A 14,294-nucleotide genomic window follows, 5' to 3' on the forward strand; every position below is an offset into this window, starting at 1 on the left:
CCGTCAATGCCTTGTACATGTGTGGACGCAGAAGAGGTCAGCGCGCCAACTGGAACTGCACGCAGCCCCACGCGTCGGACGCAGCGACCTGCACCACGCGCAATGCACCGGACCCCGCCTGCTCGAACCAGCTTTGGTAGACGCCTTCCAGAAAGCCGCCGGACCATTGCACGTGGTTCATCCCGAAAGCAGCGGATACGGGAGAAAGGCTGTGCTGGATGTGCAGGCGGGCAGCTTCCTGCGTCAGTTGCACCCAGCCCCAGTCGATCCGCTCCCAGACTGCCGTCATGCTGCGCTGCAGGTCTTCCAGCGTGGAGGAGCGCTCCAGGGGGTTGGCGGCCGCGAAGCGGGTGCCAACGCGAAACATCAGCGCATGCAGGTCTTCAGGGGGCAGGGATGACGCGAATTCATCCGTGAGTGCCTGCAGAAACCCCCGCCACTGCGCTGCGCATTGCTGCGTCGCCAGGTGCTGGGCGATCTCGGGGCCGGGAAAGGAAGCAACGGAATGGGACATGGCGCGGGCAGGACGTCGGGCCGGCGGGAGGGCCGGCGCGGAATGGACCAACTAAGGGTTTACCAGAACGCGTGATTGATACACATCGTTTCAATCACGCTTGAGAATTCTAGAAGCCCGATTAACCAAAAGTGCTTTTTGGTCCCCATCCAAAGGTCAACTAATGCGAACTGCCGCCAAGCAGGCTTTTTTTGTAGGTACCAAACCACACGACAATACACACAAACTATCGCTCATCGAGTGCAATAGTTTTTAACAACCCTGCTCGTGAGCAAATGTTTCAGTCTGAGGCGCTGGAAATCACACCGCCTCCCAAGCACACGTCGCCGTCGTACAGCACTGCGCTCTGTCCAGGCGTCACGGCCCACTGCGCGTCGCCGAAACGCAGCTGAAACCCCTGGGCCGATGCGCCGCCCAACTCACAGGCGGCGTCCTGCTGCCGGTAGCGCGTCTTGGCGGCATACGCCCCGGGCGCGGGCGGGTGGCCAGACGTCCAGCTCGCATCCTGAGCATTCAGCTGATACGACAGCAGCCACGGGTGGTCATGTCCCTGCACCACGCGCAGTGTGTTCTTGGCCAGGTCCTTGCGGGCCACGAACCAGGGCTCGTGCTCGCCGCCGCCGCGCTGGGTGCCTTTTTCCTTCACCCCCCCGATGCCCAGGCCCTGCCGCTGGCCCAGGGTATAGAACGACAGGCCCACATGCCGGCCCAGCGTGCGGCCCCGGTCGTCCAGGATGGGGCCGGGTTCATGGCTGATGTAGCGGTTCAGGAACTCGCGGAACGGCCGCTCGCCGATGAAGCAGATGCCGGTGGAATCCTTCTTCTTGGCGTTGGGCAGGCCGATCTCCTCGGCGATGCGGCGCACTTCGGTCTTGTGCAGCTCGCCCACTGGGAACAGCGTCTTGGACAGCTGCGCCTGGTTCAAGCGGTGCAGGAAGTAGCTCTGGTCCTTGGAAGGGTCCAGGCCCTTGAGCAACTCGAACAGGCCTGAGGCCGGGTTCTGGCGCACCCGCGCGTAGTGCCCCGTGGCGATCTTCTCGGCGCCCAGGCGCATGGCGTGGTCCAGGAAGGCCTTGAACTTGATCTCGGCATTGCACAGCACGTCGGGGTTGGGCGTGCGGCCGGCCTGGTACTCGCGCAGGAACTCGGCGAACACGCGGTCCTTGTAGTCGGCCGCGAAGTTCACGTGCTCGATCTCGATGCCGATCACATCGGCCACGGCAGCCGCGTCCACGAAGTCGATGTTGGACGAGCAGTACTCGCTGTCGTCATCGTCTTCCCAGTTCTTCATGAAAATGCCGACCACCTCATGGCCCTGCTTCTTGAGCAGGTGGGCGGTCACGGCGGAGTCGACGCCGCCGGAGAGGCCGACGACGACGCGCTGCTTGGGGGATGCTGTCATCCCTGCGATTGTATTTTTGCGGACGCCCGGGCGCTGCGCGGCCGCGCAGTACGCGTAGCCACCAGCAGGTCATAGAGCTGCTGCGCCGCCGGCGACAGCGACCGCCCCCGGCGCTTGATGAGCCCCATCTGGCGCGTGACCACCGGGTCCACCAGGGGGACGCTGACCAGGGTGGGGTGGTCCTTGCCGGGCATCGCCAGGCTGGGTACCGCCGCCACGCCCAGGCCCGCCTCCACCAGCCCGAGCAGCGTGGTCACATGCTTGGCCTCGTACAGGCATTGAGGACGGTCGGGCACGTTGGCCAGCGCCAGGTCCATCAGCAGGCGGTTGCCCGAGGTCTTGCCCACCGACATGAAATCGTGCTGGCCCAGCTCCGCCCAGGAGACCTTCTTGCGCCGCGCCAGCACATGGTCCCGCCGGCACGCGGCCACGAAGCGCTCGGCCAGCACCGGCTTGAACTCGATCTCTGCCTCCTGGCTGCCGATGAAGTTCAGGCCGAAATCCGCATCGCCCTGCGCCACCGCCACCAGCACCTCGTTGGCGCTGGCGTCGTGCACCTTGACGCGGATCTTCGGAAACCGCTCGTGGTAGCGCTTGACCACCTGCGGCAGGAAGTAGTACACGGCCGAGGGCACGCAGGCGATCGTCACCTCGCCCATGCGCCGCGCCGCCACGTCGCCCAGGCCCATGAGCATTCCGTCCAGGTCGTCGAGCCACACGCGCGTCTTGCGCGCGAAGTCGCGGCCCACCGCCGTGAGCGTCACGCGGCGCGTGGTGCGGTCGAGCAGGCGCACGCCCAGCGCCTCTTCGAGCTTGTCGATGCGGCGGCTGAAGGCTGGCTGCGACAGGTGGATGGATTCGGCCGCGGCCCGAAAGCTCTGCAGCTCGGCCACGGCGGCAAAGGCCTGGATGTCGGCGAGATCGAATTTCTGGTTCATGGCGGTCCTGCGGTTCTGGCGGTGATGAAAGAGGCGCGGTGGACGCTGCCCGGAGAGCTATAGAAGCCATTGCTCCGCGTGCATCAATGCTTCGCAACATTGCAATTTACAGACGCCATTTCAGCACGTAGAAGCGCTCGGCATCTATTGCACAGCGTGCATCAATCGTTGCCAACAATGCAATTCACAAACAAGTTGCAGCACCGCACCATGCGGACCCATGAGCTACAACCTTCCTTGCGTTCTGATGCGCGGCGGCACCTCACGGGGGCCATTCTTCCTGGCCGACTGGCTGCCGCAGGACACCGCCCAGCGTGACCGCACGCTGATAGCGGCCCTGGGCTCGCCGCACGAGCTGCAGATCGACGGCCTGGGCGGCGGCAACTCGCTGACCAGCAAGGTGGCCATCGTCTCGCGGTCGGTGCACGCCGACTGCGACGTGGACTACCTCTTCGCCCAGGTCAGCGTGGACGAGGCCCGCGTGGACACCCGCCCCAACTGCGGCAACATGCTCGCCGGCGTGGGGCCCTTCGCCATCGAGCAGGGCCTGGTGCCCGCCAGCACCACCGGTGACGTGACGCGGGTGCGGGTCTACAACGTGAACACCCGCTCGCGCATCGACGTTCAGGTGCAGACCCGCGGCGGCCGGGTGCACTACGAAGGCGACGTGCACATCGACGGCGTGCAGGGCACGGCCGCCCCGGTGCTGATGAACTTCCTCGATGCCTGGGGCGCCGTCACCGGCCAGATCTTTCCCACAGGCCAGCGCATCGACACCATCCACGGCCTGCCAGTGACCTGCATCGACGCCGCCCAGGTGATGGTGCTGGTGCGCGCCGCCGACCTGGGCCTGCGCGGCGACGAAACCCCGGCAGAACTCGATGCCGATGCCGCCCTGCTGGCCCGGCTCGAAGCCCTGCGCTGCGAAGCGGGCCTGCGCATGGGCATGGGCGACGTATCGAACAGCGTGCTGCCCAAGCCGGTGATCGTCTCCGAGGGCACCGTCCCCGGCAGCATCGCCTCGCGCTACTTCACCCCCCGGCGCTGCCACCGCTCGCACGCCGTGACCGGCGCCATCGGCGTGGCCGCCGCCATGGTGCTGCCCGGCACCGTGGCCACGGACAACCGCACCGCGCCCAGCGCCGGCACGCGACGCGTGGAGGTTCTGCACCCGGCGGGGCGCATCCACGTGGATGTGGAACTCGCGCTGGTAGACGGCCACTGCACTCTGGTGCAGGCCGCCCTGGTGCGCACGGCCCGAAAGATCCTGGAAGGCACGCTGTTCGTGGCCGAAAGCGCCACAGCGCACTGACCCCCGATTGCTCTGATCCCCCCATCCAAACCAAGACAGGAGACAAGCCATGACCCATCCATCCACCCCGGCCACCCGGCGCACCGCACTGGCCACGGCCGCTCTGGCAGTGGCCGCCTGCTGCCTGTGGGCCGCAGGCGCCGCCCACGCGGCCTACCCCGACAAGCCCATCACGCTGGTCGTGCCCACCGCCGCGGGCGGCGGCAACGACGGCATGGCGCGCGTGGTGGCCATCAAGCTGTCCACGCTGCTGGGCCAGCAGGTCATCGTGGAGAACAAGGCCGGGGCCAACGGGGCCATCGCCGCCGAGTACGTGGCGCGCGCGGCGCCGGACGGCCACACCATCCTGTTCGGCTATATCGGCACGCACGGCATGAGCCCCGCGTTGCAGAAGCTGCGCTACGACCCGATCACGCAGTTCGAGCCCATCGGCATGGTGAGCTATTCGCCCACGCTGATGGTGGTCAACCCCAAGGTGCAGGCCAAGACGGTGGGCGACTTCGTCGCGCTCACCAAGGCCAAGCCCAACGACTTCAACTACGCCTCGGCGGGCAACGGCACGGCGCCGCACTTCTCGGCCGAGATCTTCAAGCTGGAGAGCGGCGCACAAATGGCGCATGTGCCGTATCGCGGCGCCGCGCCAGCAATGAACGACACCATGGCCGGGCAGACACAGGTGATGTTCCCCAGCCTCTTTTCCGCCTACCCGCACGTCAAGAACGGCAAGCTGCGCGCGCTGGCCCTGGCCGGCCCCAAGCGCTCGTCGCTGCTGCCCGACGTGCCCACGCTCGAAGAGGCCGGCGTCAAGGGCGTGGAGATCACGCAGTGGTACGCGCTGTTCGCGCCGGGCAAGACGCCGCGTCCGGTGATCGAGCAGCTCAACAAGGCCTTGAACACCGCGCTGGCGGACAAGGACGTGGCGCGCCGCATCGAGGAGCAGGGCGCGGTGGTGGACACCAGCACGCCCGAGCAACTGGCCCTGACCGTCAAGCAGGAGCTCGCCAAGTGGAAGGGCGTGGTGGTGAAGGCCCAGCTCACACCCGACTGACATTGCACAGGGGCAGGGAGGAGATCAGGCTTGCCAGGAGGGAGCGCGGGCCAGAGCTGCCCGCCGACATTTCAACGACAGGAGACATGATGACAAGAAGCATTGCAGCGGCCTGCGCCGCGCTGGCCACGATGGCCTGCCACGGCGCGATGGCGCAGACGGACGGCGTCACGCTGTACGGCGTGGTGGATCTGGGGGCACGCCACGCCAGCGGCCTCAGTGCCGCCAACGCCCCGGCGCCGGGAACGAGCCGCAGCCTGGGCAGCGGCATCCACACCACCAGCCGCTGGGGCCTGCGCGGCAGCGAAGACCTGGGTGGCGGCGCCAAGGCGCTGTTCAACCTGGAAAGCGGCCTCAATGCCGACACCGGCGCACCCGCCAACGCGAGCAAGTACTTCGACCGCGCCTCGTGGGTGGGCCTGCAGGGCGGCTGGGGCACCCTGGCCCTGGGCCGCCAGACCACCACGCTCGCCGACGCCATCTCGCCCGTGGACCCGCTGGCCATGCGCTTTGCCAGCTTCAACCCGAACATCGGCGTGACGGCGCTGAGCCAGCACGGGCTGGGCATCGAGTACGGCAGCGCGGGCGCCAGCTCGGGCTCGTACCGGCTGGACAACGCCGTCAAGTACACGGGCCGCTGGGGCGGCGTCACGGCGCGCGCCATGGTGGGCGTGGGCGAGGTGGCCTCGCAGGCATCGGCACTGTCCTCGCACGGCGTAGGCCTGGCCTGGGCGGGCCAGGGCATCGTGGTGTCGGGCGCGTTCCAGAGCTTCAACGACGTGAACAAGCGCACGCTGGGCGGCGCCACGCTGGGCGCGGCCTACCAATGGGGCGCCGTGCGGCTGGCCGCCAACGCGGGCCGCAGCAAGGCCGAGACCGCTGCGGACCGCTTCACCGTGCAGCGCGTCGTGTCGGCCGGCGCCACCTGGTCCGCCACGGGCCTCACCGATATCACCGCCGCCTGCTACAAGGTGGACCGCTCGCGCACCGGCGCGGCCGACGACGGCTACACCCGCCTGGTCGCCTTTGCCGAGCACAAGCTCTCTCGCCGCACCAAGGTCTACGCCGAGCTGGACCACACGCGCTGGCGCAACGGCTTTCAGGGCGCGGCGAACAAGGCCCATGCCACCGGGGTGTCAGCCGGGGTGGTGCATTCGTTCTGAGGCGCCGACGCTGCAGGGCTTGGGCGCATGAGACAGGGCAGCCGCACAGGCTCTGGTGGGACTGTGCGACCATCACCCCATGGAACTGCGTCAGCTTCGCTACTTCGTGCGCATCGTCGAGCTCGGCTCCATGGGGCGCGCGGCGCTGGACCTCTCGATGGTGCAGTCGGCGCTCAGCCAGCAGATCAGCCGGCTCGAAAGCGAACTGAGCACCCGGCTGCTGCAGCGCACCAGCAAGGGCACCGTGCCGACCGAGGCCGGGCTGGCATTCTTTCGCGAAGCGCAGCTCACCCTGCGCCATGCGGAGCAGGCTGCGCGCGCAGCGCAGCAGGCGCGCCTGTCGGGCACGGTGAGCGTGGGGCTGGCCCCCACGACGGCGTCGGTGCTGGGCGTGCCCCTGATGCGGGCCATGCGCGAGCGCTACCCCGACGTGCGCCTGCACATGGTCGAGAGCCTGTCGGGCCACCTCTCCAACATGCTCAACGCGCGCCAGCTCGACCTGGCCGTGCTGTTCGACACCCAGCCCGCGCGCCGCTGGAGCGTGCTGCCCCTGCTCAACGAGCGGCTCTTTCTCATCCGCAGCGCGCACGGAGGCGCCAGCACCCTGCCCGCCCGGCTGCCCAGGCGCTTGCGCCTGGCGCATCTGCGGGCCGAGCCGCTGATCCTGCCCACGGGCCCGCACGGCCTGCGAAGCCGCATCGATGCCGCCTTTGCCGCGGCGCAGGTGGCGCCGAATGTGGCGATGGAGATCGACTCGCTCGCCATGCTGATGGATGCCGTGAACGCGGACCTGGGCAGTACCCTGCAGCCCTGGGCCGCCGTGGGGCGCTATCCCGACGCCAACGAACGCTTTGACCTGGCGGAACTGGCGGACGCTCCCGCCAGCCGCCCCGCAGCCTTGTGCAGCCTGTCGGACGACGAGCTGTCGCCCGCCGCGCTGGCCACGCGCGTGGTGCTGGCGGACTGCGCACGTGCGCTGGTGCAGTCGGGCACCTGGGTGGGCGCCGCGCTGGCGTGACACCGGTGGTTCCGCGTTTCTCTCGCGGCTCACACTGAGGCCGTCGGGCGCTTGGCGCGAACGAGGGGAAAGCCGCGTGCAACCCACCGCCCCATCACGATCCGTGATGGGGTCATGCCGGGGCGGCCCCTGCGCAAGCGGAGAGCTTCTTTCTACATTCGCCCTACCCATGAATGAAACGAAGAACTTTCCATGCAGCCCGATGTTCTGGTGATCGGCGGCGGCAACGCCGCGCTGTGCGCCGCGCTCATGGCGCGCGAGGCAGGGGCCAGCGTGCTGCTGCTCGAATCGGCCCCGCGGGCCTGGCGCGGCGGCAACTCGGCCCACACCCGCAACCTGCGCTGCATGCACGATGCGCCGCAGGACGTGCTGGTGGGCAGCTACCCCGAAGAGGAGTTCTGGCAGGACCTGCTCAAGGTCACCGGCGGCCTGACCAACGAGCACCTGGCGCGCCTGGTGATCCGCGCGTCGGCCACCTGCCGCCCCTGGATGCGCCGCCACGGCGTGCACTTTCAGCCCGCGCTGGCGGGCACGCTGCATGTAGCGCGCACCAACGCGTTCTTCATGGGCGGGGGCAAGGCGCTGGTCAATGCCTACTACCGCAGCGCCGAGGCGCTGGGCGTGCAGGTGCGCTACGAGTCGCCGGTGGAGCGCCTCGATATCGACAACGGCCGCTTCGTCGCGGCGCACCTGGCGGGCGGCGAGCGCATCACCGCCAGGAGCTGCGTGCTCGCGGCCGGCGGGTTCGAGTCCAACCGCGAATGGCTGCGCGAAGCCTGGGGCCGGAACGAGCGCGGCGAGTGGCCGTCGGACAACTTCCTCATCCGCGGCACGGCCTACAACCGGGGCGTGCTGCTCAGGCACCTGCTCGACGACCACGGCGCCGACCGCATCGGCGACCCGACGCAGGCGCACATGGTGGCCATCGACGCGCGCGCGCCGCTGTACGACGGCGGCATCTGCACGCGCATCGACTGCGTGTCGCTGGGCGTGGTGGTCAACCGCGATGGCGAGCGCTTCTACGACGAGGGCGAGGACTTCTGGCCCAAGCGATACGCGATCTGGGGCCGCCTGGTGGCGCAGCAGCCGGGGCAGATCGGCTATTCGGTCATCGACAGCCAGGCCATCGGCCGCTTCATGCCGCCCGTGTTCCCGGGCGTGAAGGCCGACACCCTGCCCGGGCTGGCGCAAAAGCTCGGACTGCCCGTGGACACCTTCATGCACACGCTCGATGCCTACAACGCCGCCTGCCGCGTGGGCACCTTCGACCACACCACCCTGGACGACTGCCACACGGAAGGCATCGCGCCCGCCAAGACCCACTGGGCGCGGCCCATCGACAAAGGGCCGTTCTACGGCTACGCGCTCAGGCCCGGCGTGACCTTCACCTACCTGGGCCTGCACACCGACGAGACCGCCGCCGTGCGCTTTGGCAACGCACCCAGCCCCAACCTGTTCGTGGCCGGCGAAATGATGGCCGGCAACGTGCTGGGCAAGGGCTACACCGCCGGGGTGGGCATGAGCATCGGCACCGCCTTCGGGCGCATTGCGGGCACACAGGCCGCATTGGCATCAAAACAGGCTCTAGCGCTTTCCCAGCAAGCGCCAACAGCTACAAAAACAGGAGTAATCCATGCAAGCGCTTGAAGCCCTGACACGCGATGCCCGGGCGCTGGCCAACGGTGACGTGGTCCCCGTGCTGCCCCTGACGGGCGCCGAATCCGAGGTGGCGCGCCAGCTGCAGATCTGCAACGCCTGCCGCTACTGCGAAGGCTTTTGCGCCGTGTTCCCGGCCATGACGCGCCGGCTCGAATTCCCGAAGGCGGACATCCACTTCATCGCCAATCTGTGCCACAACTGCGGCGCCTGCCTGCATGCCTGCCAGTACGCGCCGCCGCACGAATTCGCCGTGAACATTCCGCAGGCCATGGCGCAGGTGCGCGGCCAGACGTATGCGGACTACGCCTGGCCCTCCGCGCTGGGCGCGCTCTACCAGCGCAACGGCCTCACGCTGTCGCTGGCGCTGGCATTAGGCCTGGCGCTGTTCCTGGTGCTGGCCGTGGCGCTGCACGGGCAGGGCCTGGCGGCGCTGTGGAGCAGGCCGCAGGGCGGCTTCTACGGCATCTTTCCGCACAACCTGCTGGTGGGCCTGTTCGCGCCGGTGTTCCTGTTCGCCACGCTGGCCCTGGCGCTGGGCGTGCGCCGCTTCTGGCGCGACGTGACGCCCGCCACCAGTGGTGCGCCGCTGAGCGCCCCCGCCACCGCCGAGGCCACCGATGCCGTGCTGCGCCTGAAATACCTGGACGGCGGCCACGGCGACGGCTGCCACAACGAAGACGACGCCTACACCCTGTCGCGCCGGCGCTTTCACCACCTCACGTTCTACGGCTTCATGCTGTGCTTTGCCGCCACCAGCGTGGCCACGCTGTACCACTACCTGCTGGGCCAGGCCGCACCGTACGACCTGCCCAGCCTGCCCAAGCTGCTGGGCGGGCTGGGCGGCATCAGCCTGGCCGTGGGCACGGCGGGCCTGGGGTGGCTGAACCTGCGCCGCCACCCTGCACACGGCGACGCTGCGCAAAAGCCGATGGACCGGGGCTTCATCGCGCTGCTGTTCCTCACCGCCACCAGCGGCCTGCTGCTCTGGGCCGCGCGCGGCACACCGGCCCTGGCGCTGATGCTGTGCCTGCACCTGGGCGCGGTGATGGCGCTGTTCGCCACGCTGCCCTACGGCAAGTTCGCGCACGGCATCTTCCGCACCGCGGCGCTGCTGCGCCATGCGGTGGAGAAGCGCCAGCCCCACCCCATCGGCCTGGGGACCGACTGAAAAGAACACCCGCACAACCACCACGACCAAGGAGACAACGATGAAAAAAAGAACCGCACTGCAAACCCTGGCGCTGGCGGCTGCAGCACTCACGCTCGCAGACGCCGGCCGCGCCCAGGACTTTCCGCCCAAGAAGCCCGTGACCCTGGTCGTCGGCTTTGCCGCCGGCGGCGCAGCCGACGCCGCCGCGCGCCTGATCGCCAAGAAGCTCGGCGAGAACATCGGCCAGCCGGTGGTGGTGGACAACAAGGGCGGCGCGGGCGGCAACATCGCCCACCAGTTCGTGGCCAATGCGGTGCCCGATGGCACGGTGCTGCTGCTGGGCTCGGTGGGGCCGCTGACCATCGCGCCGCACCTCATGAAGCTCACCTACGACCCGTTCAAGGACCTGGCGGCGGTGTCGGGCGGGGTGAACTTTCCGAACGTGCTGGTGGTGCACCAGGACGCGGGCGCCAGGACGCTGGCCGAGTTCGTACAGCTGTCCAGGAGGAAACCCGGCAGCGTGGACTTTGCCTCCACCGGCGCGGGCTCGGCGTCGCACCTGGCGGGCGAGCTGTTCAACCAGCGCGCGGGCATCGACATGACCCACGTTCCATACAAAGGGGGTGCTCCAGCCCTGCAAGACCTGCTGGGCGGGCGCATCACCTCGTACTTTGCCGCGCCGCCCACGGCCATGCCGCATGTGGAGACGGGCAAGCTGATCCCCCTGGCCACCACCGGCCTCACGCGCCCGGCCTACCTGCCGAACATCCCCACCGTGGCGGAGTCGGGCTACCCCGGCTTCGAGGCGCTGAACTGGTATGCCTTCGTCGCCCCCGGCAAGACGCCGCCCGCCATCCTGGACCGCTGGAACCAGGAGATCGTGAAGGTGTTGAACGATGCGGGCGTGAAGGAGGCGCTGAACAAGCACGGCCTCACGCCCCAGCCCACCACGCGCGCGGAGCTCACGGCCTTCATGAAGAAGGAGTCCGCGCAGTGGGCCGCCATCATCAAGGAGCGCAAGCTCACGGCGGAGTGAGCCCCCCGCCCCCGGGCCTTGAGGCCTTGGGCTAGCCCTGCTGCGACGCCGGCTCGGTGACCGAGATGTCGGTGTGCACCAGCGACAGCGGAAAGCGCTGGCCCGCCAGGTAGTCCTCCAGGCAGCGCAGCAGCAGCGGGCTGCGGTGGCGCTCGGGGCAGGCGCGGATCTCGTCGGGCGTCATCCACACCGTGCGCACGATGCCGGTGTCCAGCGTGCGCCAGCCGTGGTGCGTGCCCAGCGTGCCGGCAAAGGCAAAGCGCATGTAGGTGATGTCGTCGCCGGTGCGCGTCTTGGTGAAGCGGTTCAGGTACACGCCGATCAGGGCCGTGGGCTCGAAGTCGTGGGCCGTTTCCTCCAGCACCTCGCGCGCGCAGGCATGTATGGGCGACTCGCCTGGGTCCAGGTGGCCCGCAGGGTTGTTGAGCTTGAGGCCGTCCGTGGTCTCTTCCTCGACCAGCAGAAAGCGGCCGTCGCGCTCGACGAGCGCGGCCACGGTGACGTTGGGTTTCCAGCGGTGGGGCATGGCGCGCATTATGACGAGGCGGCATGACGTCGTGCTGCCGCCCGCACTGGCGATGCACCCGTGCCGCTCTCAGCGGCGCGCGGCGGATGCCGGGCCAGGCGCCGCCGCAGCGGGCGGCGCCGGCCGCAGCACCAGCCACAGCGCGAGCGCGATCAGCACGCCGCCGCCCGCGTGGGCCGGCGTGGCCACCTCGCCCAGCACCAGCCAGCCCCAGGCCACGCCGAACAAGGGGATCAGAAAAGTCACCGTGAGCGCCTTCACCGGCCCCACATCGGCAATGAGCCGGAAGTACAGCACGTAGGCGAACGAGGTGCACAGCAGGCCCAGCGCCAGCATCGCGCCCCAGACCACAGGGCCCGCCGAGAGCCAGGCCGCCACGGGCTGGTGCGCGGCCTCCCACGCGGCGAACGGCGCGAGCGCCAGCACGGCGCCCCACTGGCTGCCCAGCGCGACCAGGCGGCTGTCGAGCCCGCCGCGCTGGGTGATCCACCGCCGCGTGAGAAAACCGGCCAGCCCGTAGCAGGCCGTGGCCACCAGGCAGGCGGCGATCCCGCCGAGCACCGGCGCAGTGAGTGCCACGGGCCCGGCCTGCGCCAGTACCGCCACCCCTGCCATGCCCAGCAGCACGCCCCCCACGCGCAGCGGCGTGATGCGCTCGCCGAATGCCAACGCACCGATCAGCACACCCATGAGCGGCGTGGTCGCATTCAGGATGGCGCTGTAGCCCGCCGGCAGCACGCGGGCGGCCAGTGCGAACATCAAGAACGGAATGGCCGAGTTGATGGCACCCAGTACCAGCGCAGCGCCGAGCTTGCCCTGGAACGCCGGCCGCAGCCGCACCACCGCCAGCAACGCGAGCAACCCCGCCGCGCCCAGCACCACGCGGCCGAATGCGGTGGGCACGGCCCCCCACACCGGCGCGGCGATGCGCATGAAGAGAAAGCTGCCTCCCCACAGGGCGGCGAGGGCAAGAAGGCGGAGCAGGCTCGGGAGGTTCATGCCATGATCTTCGGGGCAGCAGGCAGCCACGGCAAACCATTTATCCTCTACAGCCGTTTAGCTGAGCTATACAGCGCCCCACCACCATGCGCCTGCCGCCTCTCATCGCCGTCCGCTTCTTCGAGGCCACCGCACGCCATGCCAGCGTGCGGCGCGCGGCCCAGGAGCTGCACGTCACGCCCGGTGCCGTGTCGCAGCAGGTGCGCAAGCTGGAGGAGTTCCTCGGGTGCGCGCTGTTCGAGCGGCAGGCGCGGGGCCTGGCGCTCACGGCCGCCGGGCGCGACTACCAGCGGGCATGCGCCGAGGGCCTTGCCGTGATCGGCCACGCCACCTCGCGCATCGCTTCGACGAACCGGCGCCAGGTGGTGCTGGTGAGCTGCACGCCGGGCTTTGCCGTGCAATGGCTCGTGCCGCGCCTGCACGGATTCTTGCAGCAACACCCTGGCATGGACGTGCACGTGGGCAGCACCAACCGCGCGGTGGACCTGGCGGCCGAGGGCGTGCACTTTGCCGTGCGCCATGGGCAGGGCATCTACCCCGGCCTGCAGTCGGAGGTGCTGGTGGCCGACGACCTGGTGCCCGTGTGCAGCCCTCGCCTGCTGGCGCCGCGCCGCACGGCGCGCGTGGCCGACATCACCAGCGCCCGGCTGCTGCACGACGAGCACCGCGGCGACTGGCGCCTGTGGTGCGAAGCACATGGCGCAGCAGGCTTGGACTGCGAGGACGGCATTGTGTTCGCGCACTCCAACGCCGCCATCGAAGCCGCCGTGGCGGGGCGCGGCTTTGCGCTGGTGCGGCGCGCGCTGGTGCAGCAGGAGCTTGCCGCGCGCGAGCTGGTGTCCGTGCATTGCAAGCCCCTGGCCACGCCGCTGGCCTACCACCTGGTGTACCGGCCCGAAGCCTTGATAGACCCTGCACTGCGCTGCTTTCGCGAATGGATCATGGCCCAGCGCAGCGCCGGCTAGGCGCTGCGTCGGCACCTCGTGACCACCTTGTGACCGCCGGGGCTCAGAGCCCGCGCACCATGTACACCGCGCCCTCGCCATAGCTTGCCAGCCGATCGCGCTGCGCGGCGTCGGCCAGCGGCTGCACCGCATAGCCCTGGCGCTCCCAGTAGCCCTGCGAGCCCTGCACCGACACCAGCGCGGTGTGCCGCAGGCCCTGGGCCCGAGCCGCGTTCCACATCGGCTGCAGCAGTGCGCGCGCCAGGCCCTGGCCTGCGCAAACAGGCAACACAGCCATGTCGTGCAGGTAAAGGGTGTCGGGGTGCGGCACGGCCTCGAAGTCGCCGTGCAGGGGCGTCACCTTGTGCCGCACCGACCGGTAGGCGGCCAGGTAGGCGCAGACCGTGCCCGCGCGCTCCAGCACCAGCGAGCAATTGGCGGGGCTGGCCAGGCGCCGGGCGAAGACATCGCCGCTTTCCACGAAGCCTTCTCCATAGCAGGCCAGCTGCACCGCCAGCAGGCCGGGCAGGTCGGCGGTGGCCAGGGGGCGGACAGTCGGCGTCGTCATGGGGTCTTCAGACAGGG

The 14,294-nt window shown here is 69.3% G+C and carries 14 protein-coding genes; 8 read left to right on the forward strand and 6 right to left on the reverse strand.

What is annotated here, in order from left to right:
- Window positions 1–37 precede the first annotated feature (37 nt).
- From KW835_RS11040 to KW835_RS11050, 3 genes are all read right to left on the reverse strand, one after another.
- Window positions 38–514 (reverse strand): cellulose biosynthesis protein BcsD, encoded by a 477-nt coding sequence (locus KW835_RS11040; RefSeq protein WP_218382412.1) that lies wholly within the window; start codon window positions 512–514, stop codon window positions 38–40.
- A gap of 280 nt (window positions 515–794) precedes the next feature.
- Window positions 795–1,916, reverse strand: coding sequence for a tRNA 2-thiouridine(34) synthase MnmA (gene mnmA / locus KW835_RS11045; RefSeq protein WP_218382413.1), 1,122 nt, complete (start codon window positions 1,914–1,916; stop codon window positions 795–797).
- Window positions 1,913–2,854 (reverse strand): LysR family transcriptional regulator, encoded by a 942-nt coding sequence (locus KW835_RS11050; RefSeq protein ID WP_218382414.1) that lies wholly within the window; start codon window positions 2,852–2,854, stop codon window positions 1,913–1,915. The genes mnmA and KW835_RS11050 overlap by 4 nt, the downstream gene beginning before the upstream one ends.
- A 220-nt stretch (window positions 2,855–3,074) precedes the next feature.
- On the opposite strand from KW835_RS11050, the gene KW835_RS11055 reads away from it, so the two are divergent.
- The 7 genes from KW835_RS11055 (at window position 3,075) to KW835_RS11085 (ending at window position 11,240) form a co-directional block, all read left to right on the forward strand.
- Complete coding sequence (locus tag KW835_RS11055; protein ID WP_218382415.1) at window positions 3,075–4,166, forward strand: 4-oxalomesaconate tautomerase; 1,092 nt, start codon at window positions 3,075–3,077, stop codon at window positions 4,164–4,166.
- Between the two features lie 49 nt (window positions 4,167–4,215).
- Complete coding sequence (locus tag KW835_RS11060; RefSeq protein ID WP_218382416.1) at window positions 4,216–5,214, forward strand: tripartite tricarboxylate transporter substrate binding protein; 999 nt, start codon at window positions 4,216–4,218, stop codon at window positions 5,212–5,214.
- 89 nt (window positions 5,215–5,303) lie between these two features.
- Entirely contained in the window at window positions 5,304–6,377 is a 1,074-nt protein-coding gene (locus KW835_RS11065; protein ID WP_218382417.1) for a porin, read from the forward strand.
- A gap of 79 nt (window positions 6,378–6,456) precedes the next feature.
- On the forward strand, window positions 6,457–7,395 hold the full coding sequence (locus KW835_RS11070) for a LysR substrate-binding domain-containing protein (RefSeq protein ID WP_218382418.1): 939 nt from the start codon (window positions 6,457–6,459) through the stop codon (window positions 7,393–7,395).
- A gap of 192 nt (window positions 7,396–7,587) precedes the next feature.
- The gene (gene tcuA, locus KW835_RS11075) at window positions 7,588–9,042 is read left to right on the forward strand and encodes an FAD-dependent tricarballylate dehydrogenase TcuA (protein WP_218382419.1); all 1,455 of its coding nucleotides are present in this window, start codon (window positions 7,588–7,590) and stop codon (window positions 9,040–9,042) included.
- Window positions 9,029–10,222, forward strand: coding sequence for a tricarballylate utilization 4Fe-4S protein TcuB (gene tcuB, locus KW835_RS11080; RefSeq protein WP_218382420.1), 1,194 nt, complete (start codon window positions 9,029–9,031; stop codon window positions 10,220–10,222). Before tcuA ends, tcuB begins: the two co-directional genes overlap by 14 nt.
- A 40-nt stretch (window positions 10,223–10,262) precedes the next feature.
- A complete protein-coding gene (locus tag KW835_RS11085) occupies window positions 10,263–11,240 on the forward strand; it encodes a tripartite tricarboxylate transporter substrate binding protein (protein WP_218382421.1) in 978 nt (325 codons plus the stop codon).
- Window positions 11,241–11,271: 31 nt separating this feature from the next.
- On the opposite strand, the gene KW835_RS11090 is transcribed toward KW835_RS11085, so the two are convergent.
- Window positions 11,272–11,766, reverse strand: coding sequence for an NUDIX hydrolase (locus tag KW835_RS11090; protein WP_218382422.1), 495 nt, complete (start codon window positions 11,764–11,766; stop codon window positions 11,272–11,274).
- Between the two features lie 69 nt (window positions 11,767–11,835).
- Window positions 11,836–12,765 (reverse strand): DMT family transporter, encoded by a 930-nt coding sequence (locus KW835_RS11095; protein ID WP_218382423.1) that lies wholly within the window; start codon window positions 12,763–12,765, stop codon window positions 11,836–11,838.
- A gap of 86 nt (window positions 12,766–12,851) precedes the next feature.
- Between KW835_RS11095 and gcvA the strand changes: the two genes are divergently transcribed.
- Window positions 12,852–13,730 carry a transcriptional regulator GcvA gene (gene gcvA / locus KW835_RS11100; RefSeq protein WP_218382424.1) on the forward strand — a complete coding sequence of 293 codons (879 nt, stop codon included), beginning with the start codon at window positions 12,852–12,854 and terminating at the stop codon, window positions 13,728–13,730.
- A gap of 43 nt (window positions 13,731–13,773) precedes the next feature.
- Here the strand turns inward: gcvA and KW835_RS11105 are convergent, their stop codons facing one another.
- A complete protein-coding gene (locus KW835_RS11105; RefSeq protein WP_218382425.1) occupies window positions 13,774–14,277 on the reverse strand; it encodes a GNAT family N-acetyltransferase in 504 nt (167 codons plus the stop codon).
- Window positions 14,278–14,294: the final 17 nt, after the last annotated feature.

Source organism: Acidovorax sp. sic0104 (assembly GCF_019219095.1).
Lineage (GTDB): Bacteria > Pseudomonadota > Gammaproteobacteria > Burkholderiales > Burkholderiaceae_C > Acidovorax.

What these genes read in the sequence shown, in the direction of transcription:
- mnmA (WP_218382413.1), bottom strand. Translation starts at nt 1,916, where the DNA reads ATGACAGCATCCCCCAAGCAGCGCGTCGTCGTCGGCCTCTCCGGCGGC.
- KW835_RS11065 (WP_218382417.1), top strand. Translation starts at nt 5,304, where the DNA reads ATGACAAGAAGCATTGCAGCGGCCTGCGCCGCGCTGGCCACGATGGCC.
- KW835_RS11085 (WP_218382421.1), top strand. Translation starts at nt 10,263, where the DNA reads ATGAAAAAAAGAACCGCACTGCAAACCCTGGCGCTGGCGGCTGCAGCA.
- KW835_RS11090 (WP_218382422.1), bottom strand. Translation starts at nt 11,766, where the DNA reads ATGCCCCACCGCTGGAAACCCAACGTCACCGTGGCCGCGCTCGTCGAG.
- KW835_RS11095 (WP_218382423.1), bottom strand. Translation starts at nt 12,765, where the DNA reads ATGAACCTCCCGAGCCTGCTCCGCCTTCTTGCCCTCGCCGCCCTGTGG.
- KW835_RS11055 (WP_218382415.1), top strand. Translation starts at nt 3,075, where the DNA reads ATGAGCTACAACCTTCCTTGCGTTCTGATGCGCGGCGGCACCTCACGG.
- tcuA (WP_218382419.1), top strand. Translation starts at nt 7,588, where the DNA reads ATGCAGCCCGATGTTCTGGTGATCGGCGGCGGCAACGCCGCGCTGTGC.
- KW835_RS11040 (WP_218382412.1), bottom strand. Translation starts at nt 514, where the DNA reads ATGTCCCATTCCGTTGCTTCCTTTCCCGGCCCCGAGATCGCCCAGCAC.
- tcuB (WP_218382420.1), top strand. Translation starts at nt 9,029, where the DNA reads ATGCAAGCGCTTGAAGCCCTGACACGCGATGCCCGGGCGCTGGCCAAC.
- KW835_RS11070 (WP_218382418.1), top strand. Translation starts at nt 6,457, where the DNA reads ATGGAACTGCGTCAGCTTCGCTACTTCGTGCGCATCGTCGAGCTCGGC.
- KW835_RS11105 (WP_218382425.1), bottom strand. Translation starts at nt 14,277, where the DNA reads ATGACGACGCCGACTGTCCGCCCCCTGGCCACCGCCGACCTGCCCGGC.
- gcvA (WP_218382424.1), top strand. Translation starts at nt 12,852, where the DNA reads ATGCGCCTGCCGCCTCTCATCGCCGTCCGCTTCTTCGAGGCCACCGCA.
- KW835_RS11050 (WP_218382414.1), bottom strand. Translation starts at nt 2,854, where the DNA reads ATGAACCAGAAATTCGATCTCGCCGACATCCAGGCCTTTGCCGCCGTG.
- KW835_RS11060 (WP_218382416.1), top strand. Translation starts at nt 4,216, where the DNA reads ATGACCCATCCATCCACCCCGGCCACCCGGCGCACCGCACTGGCCACG.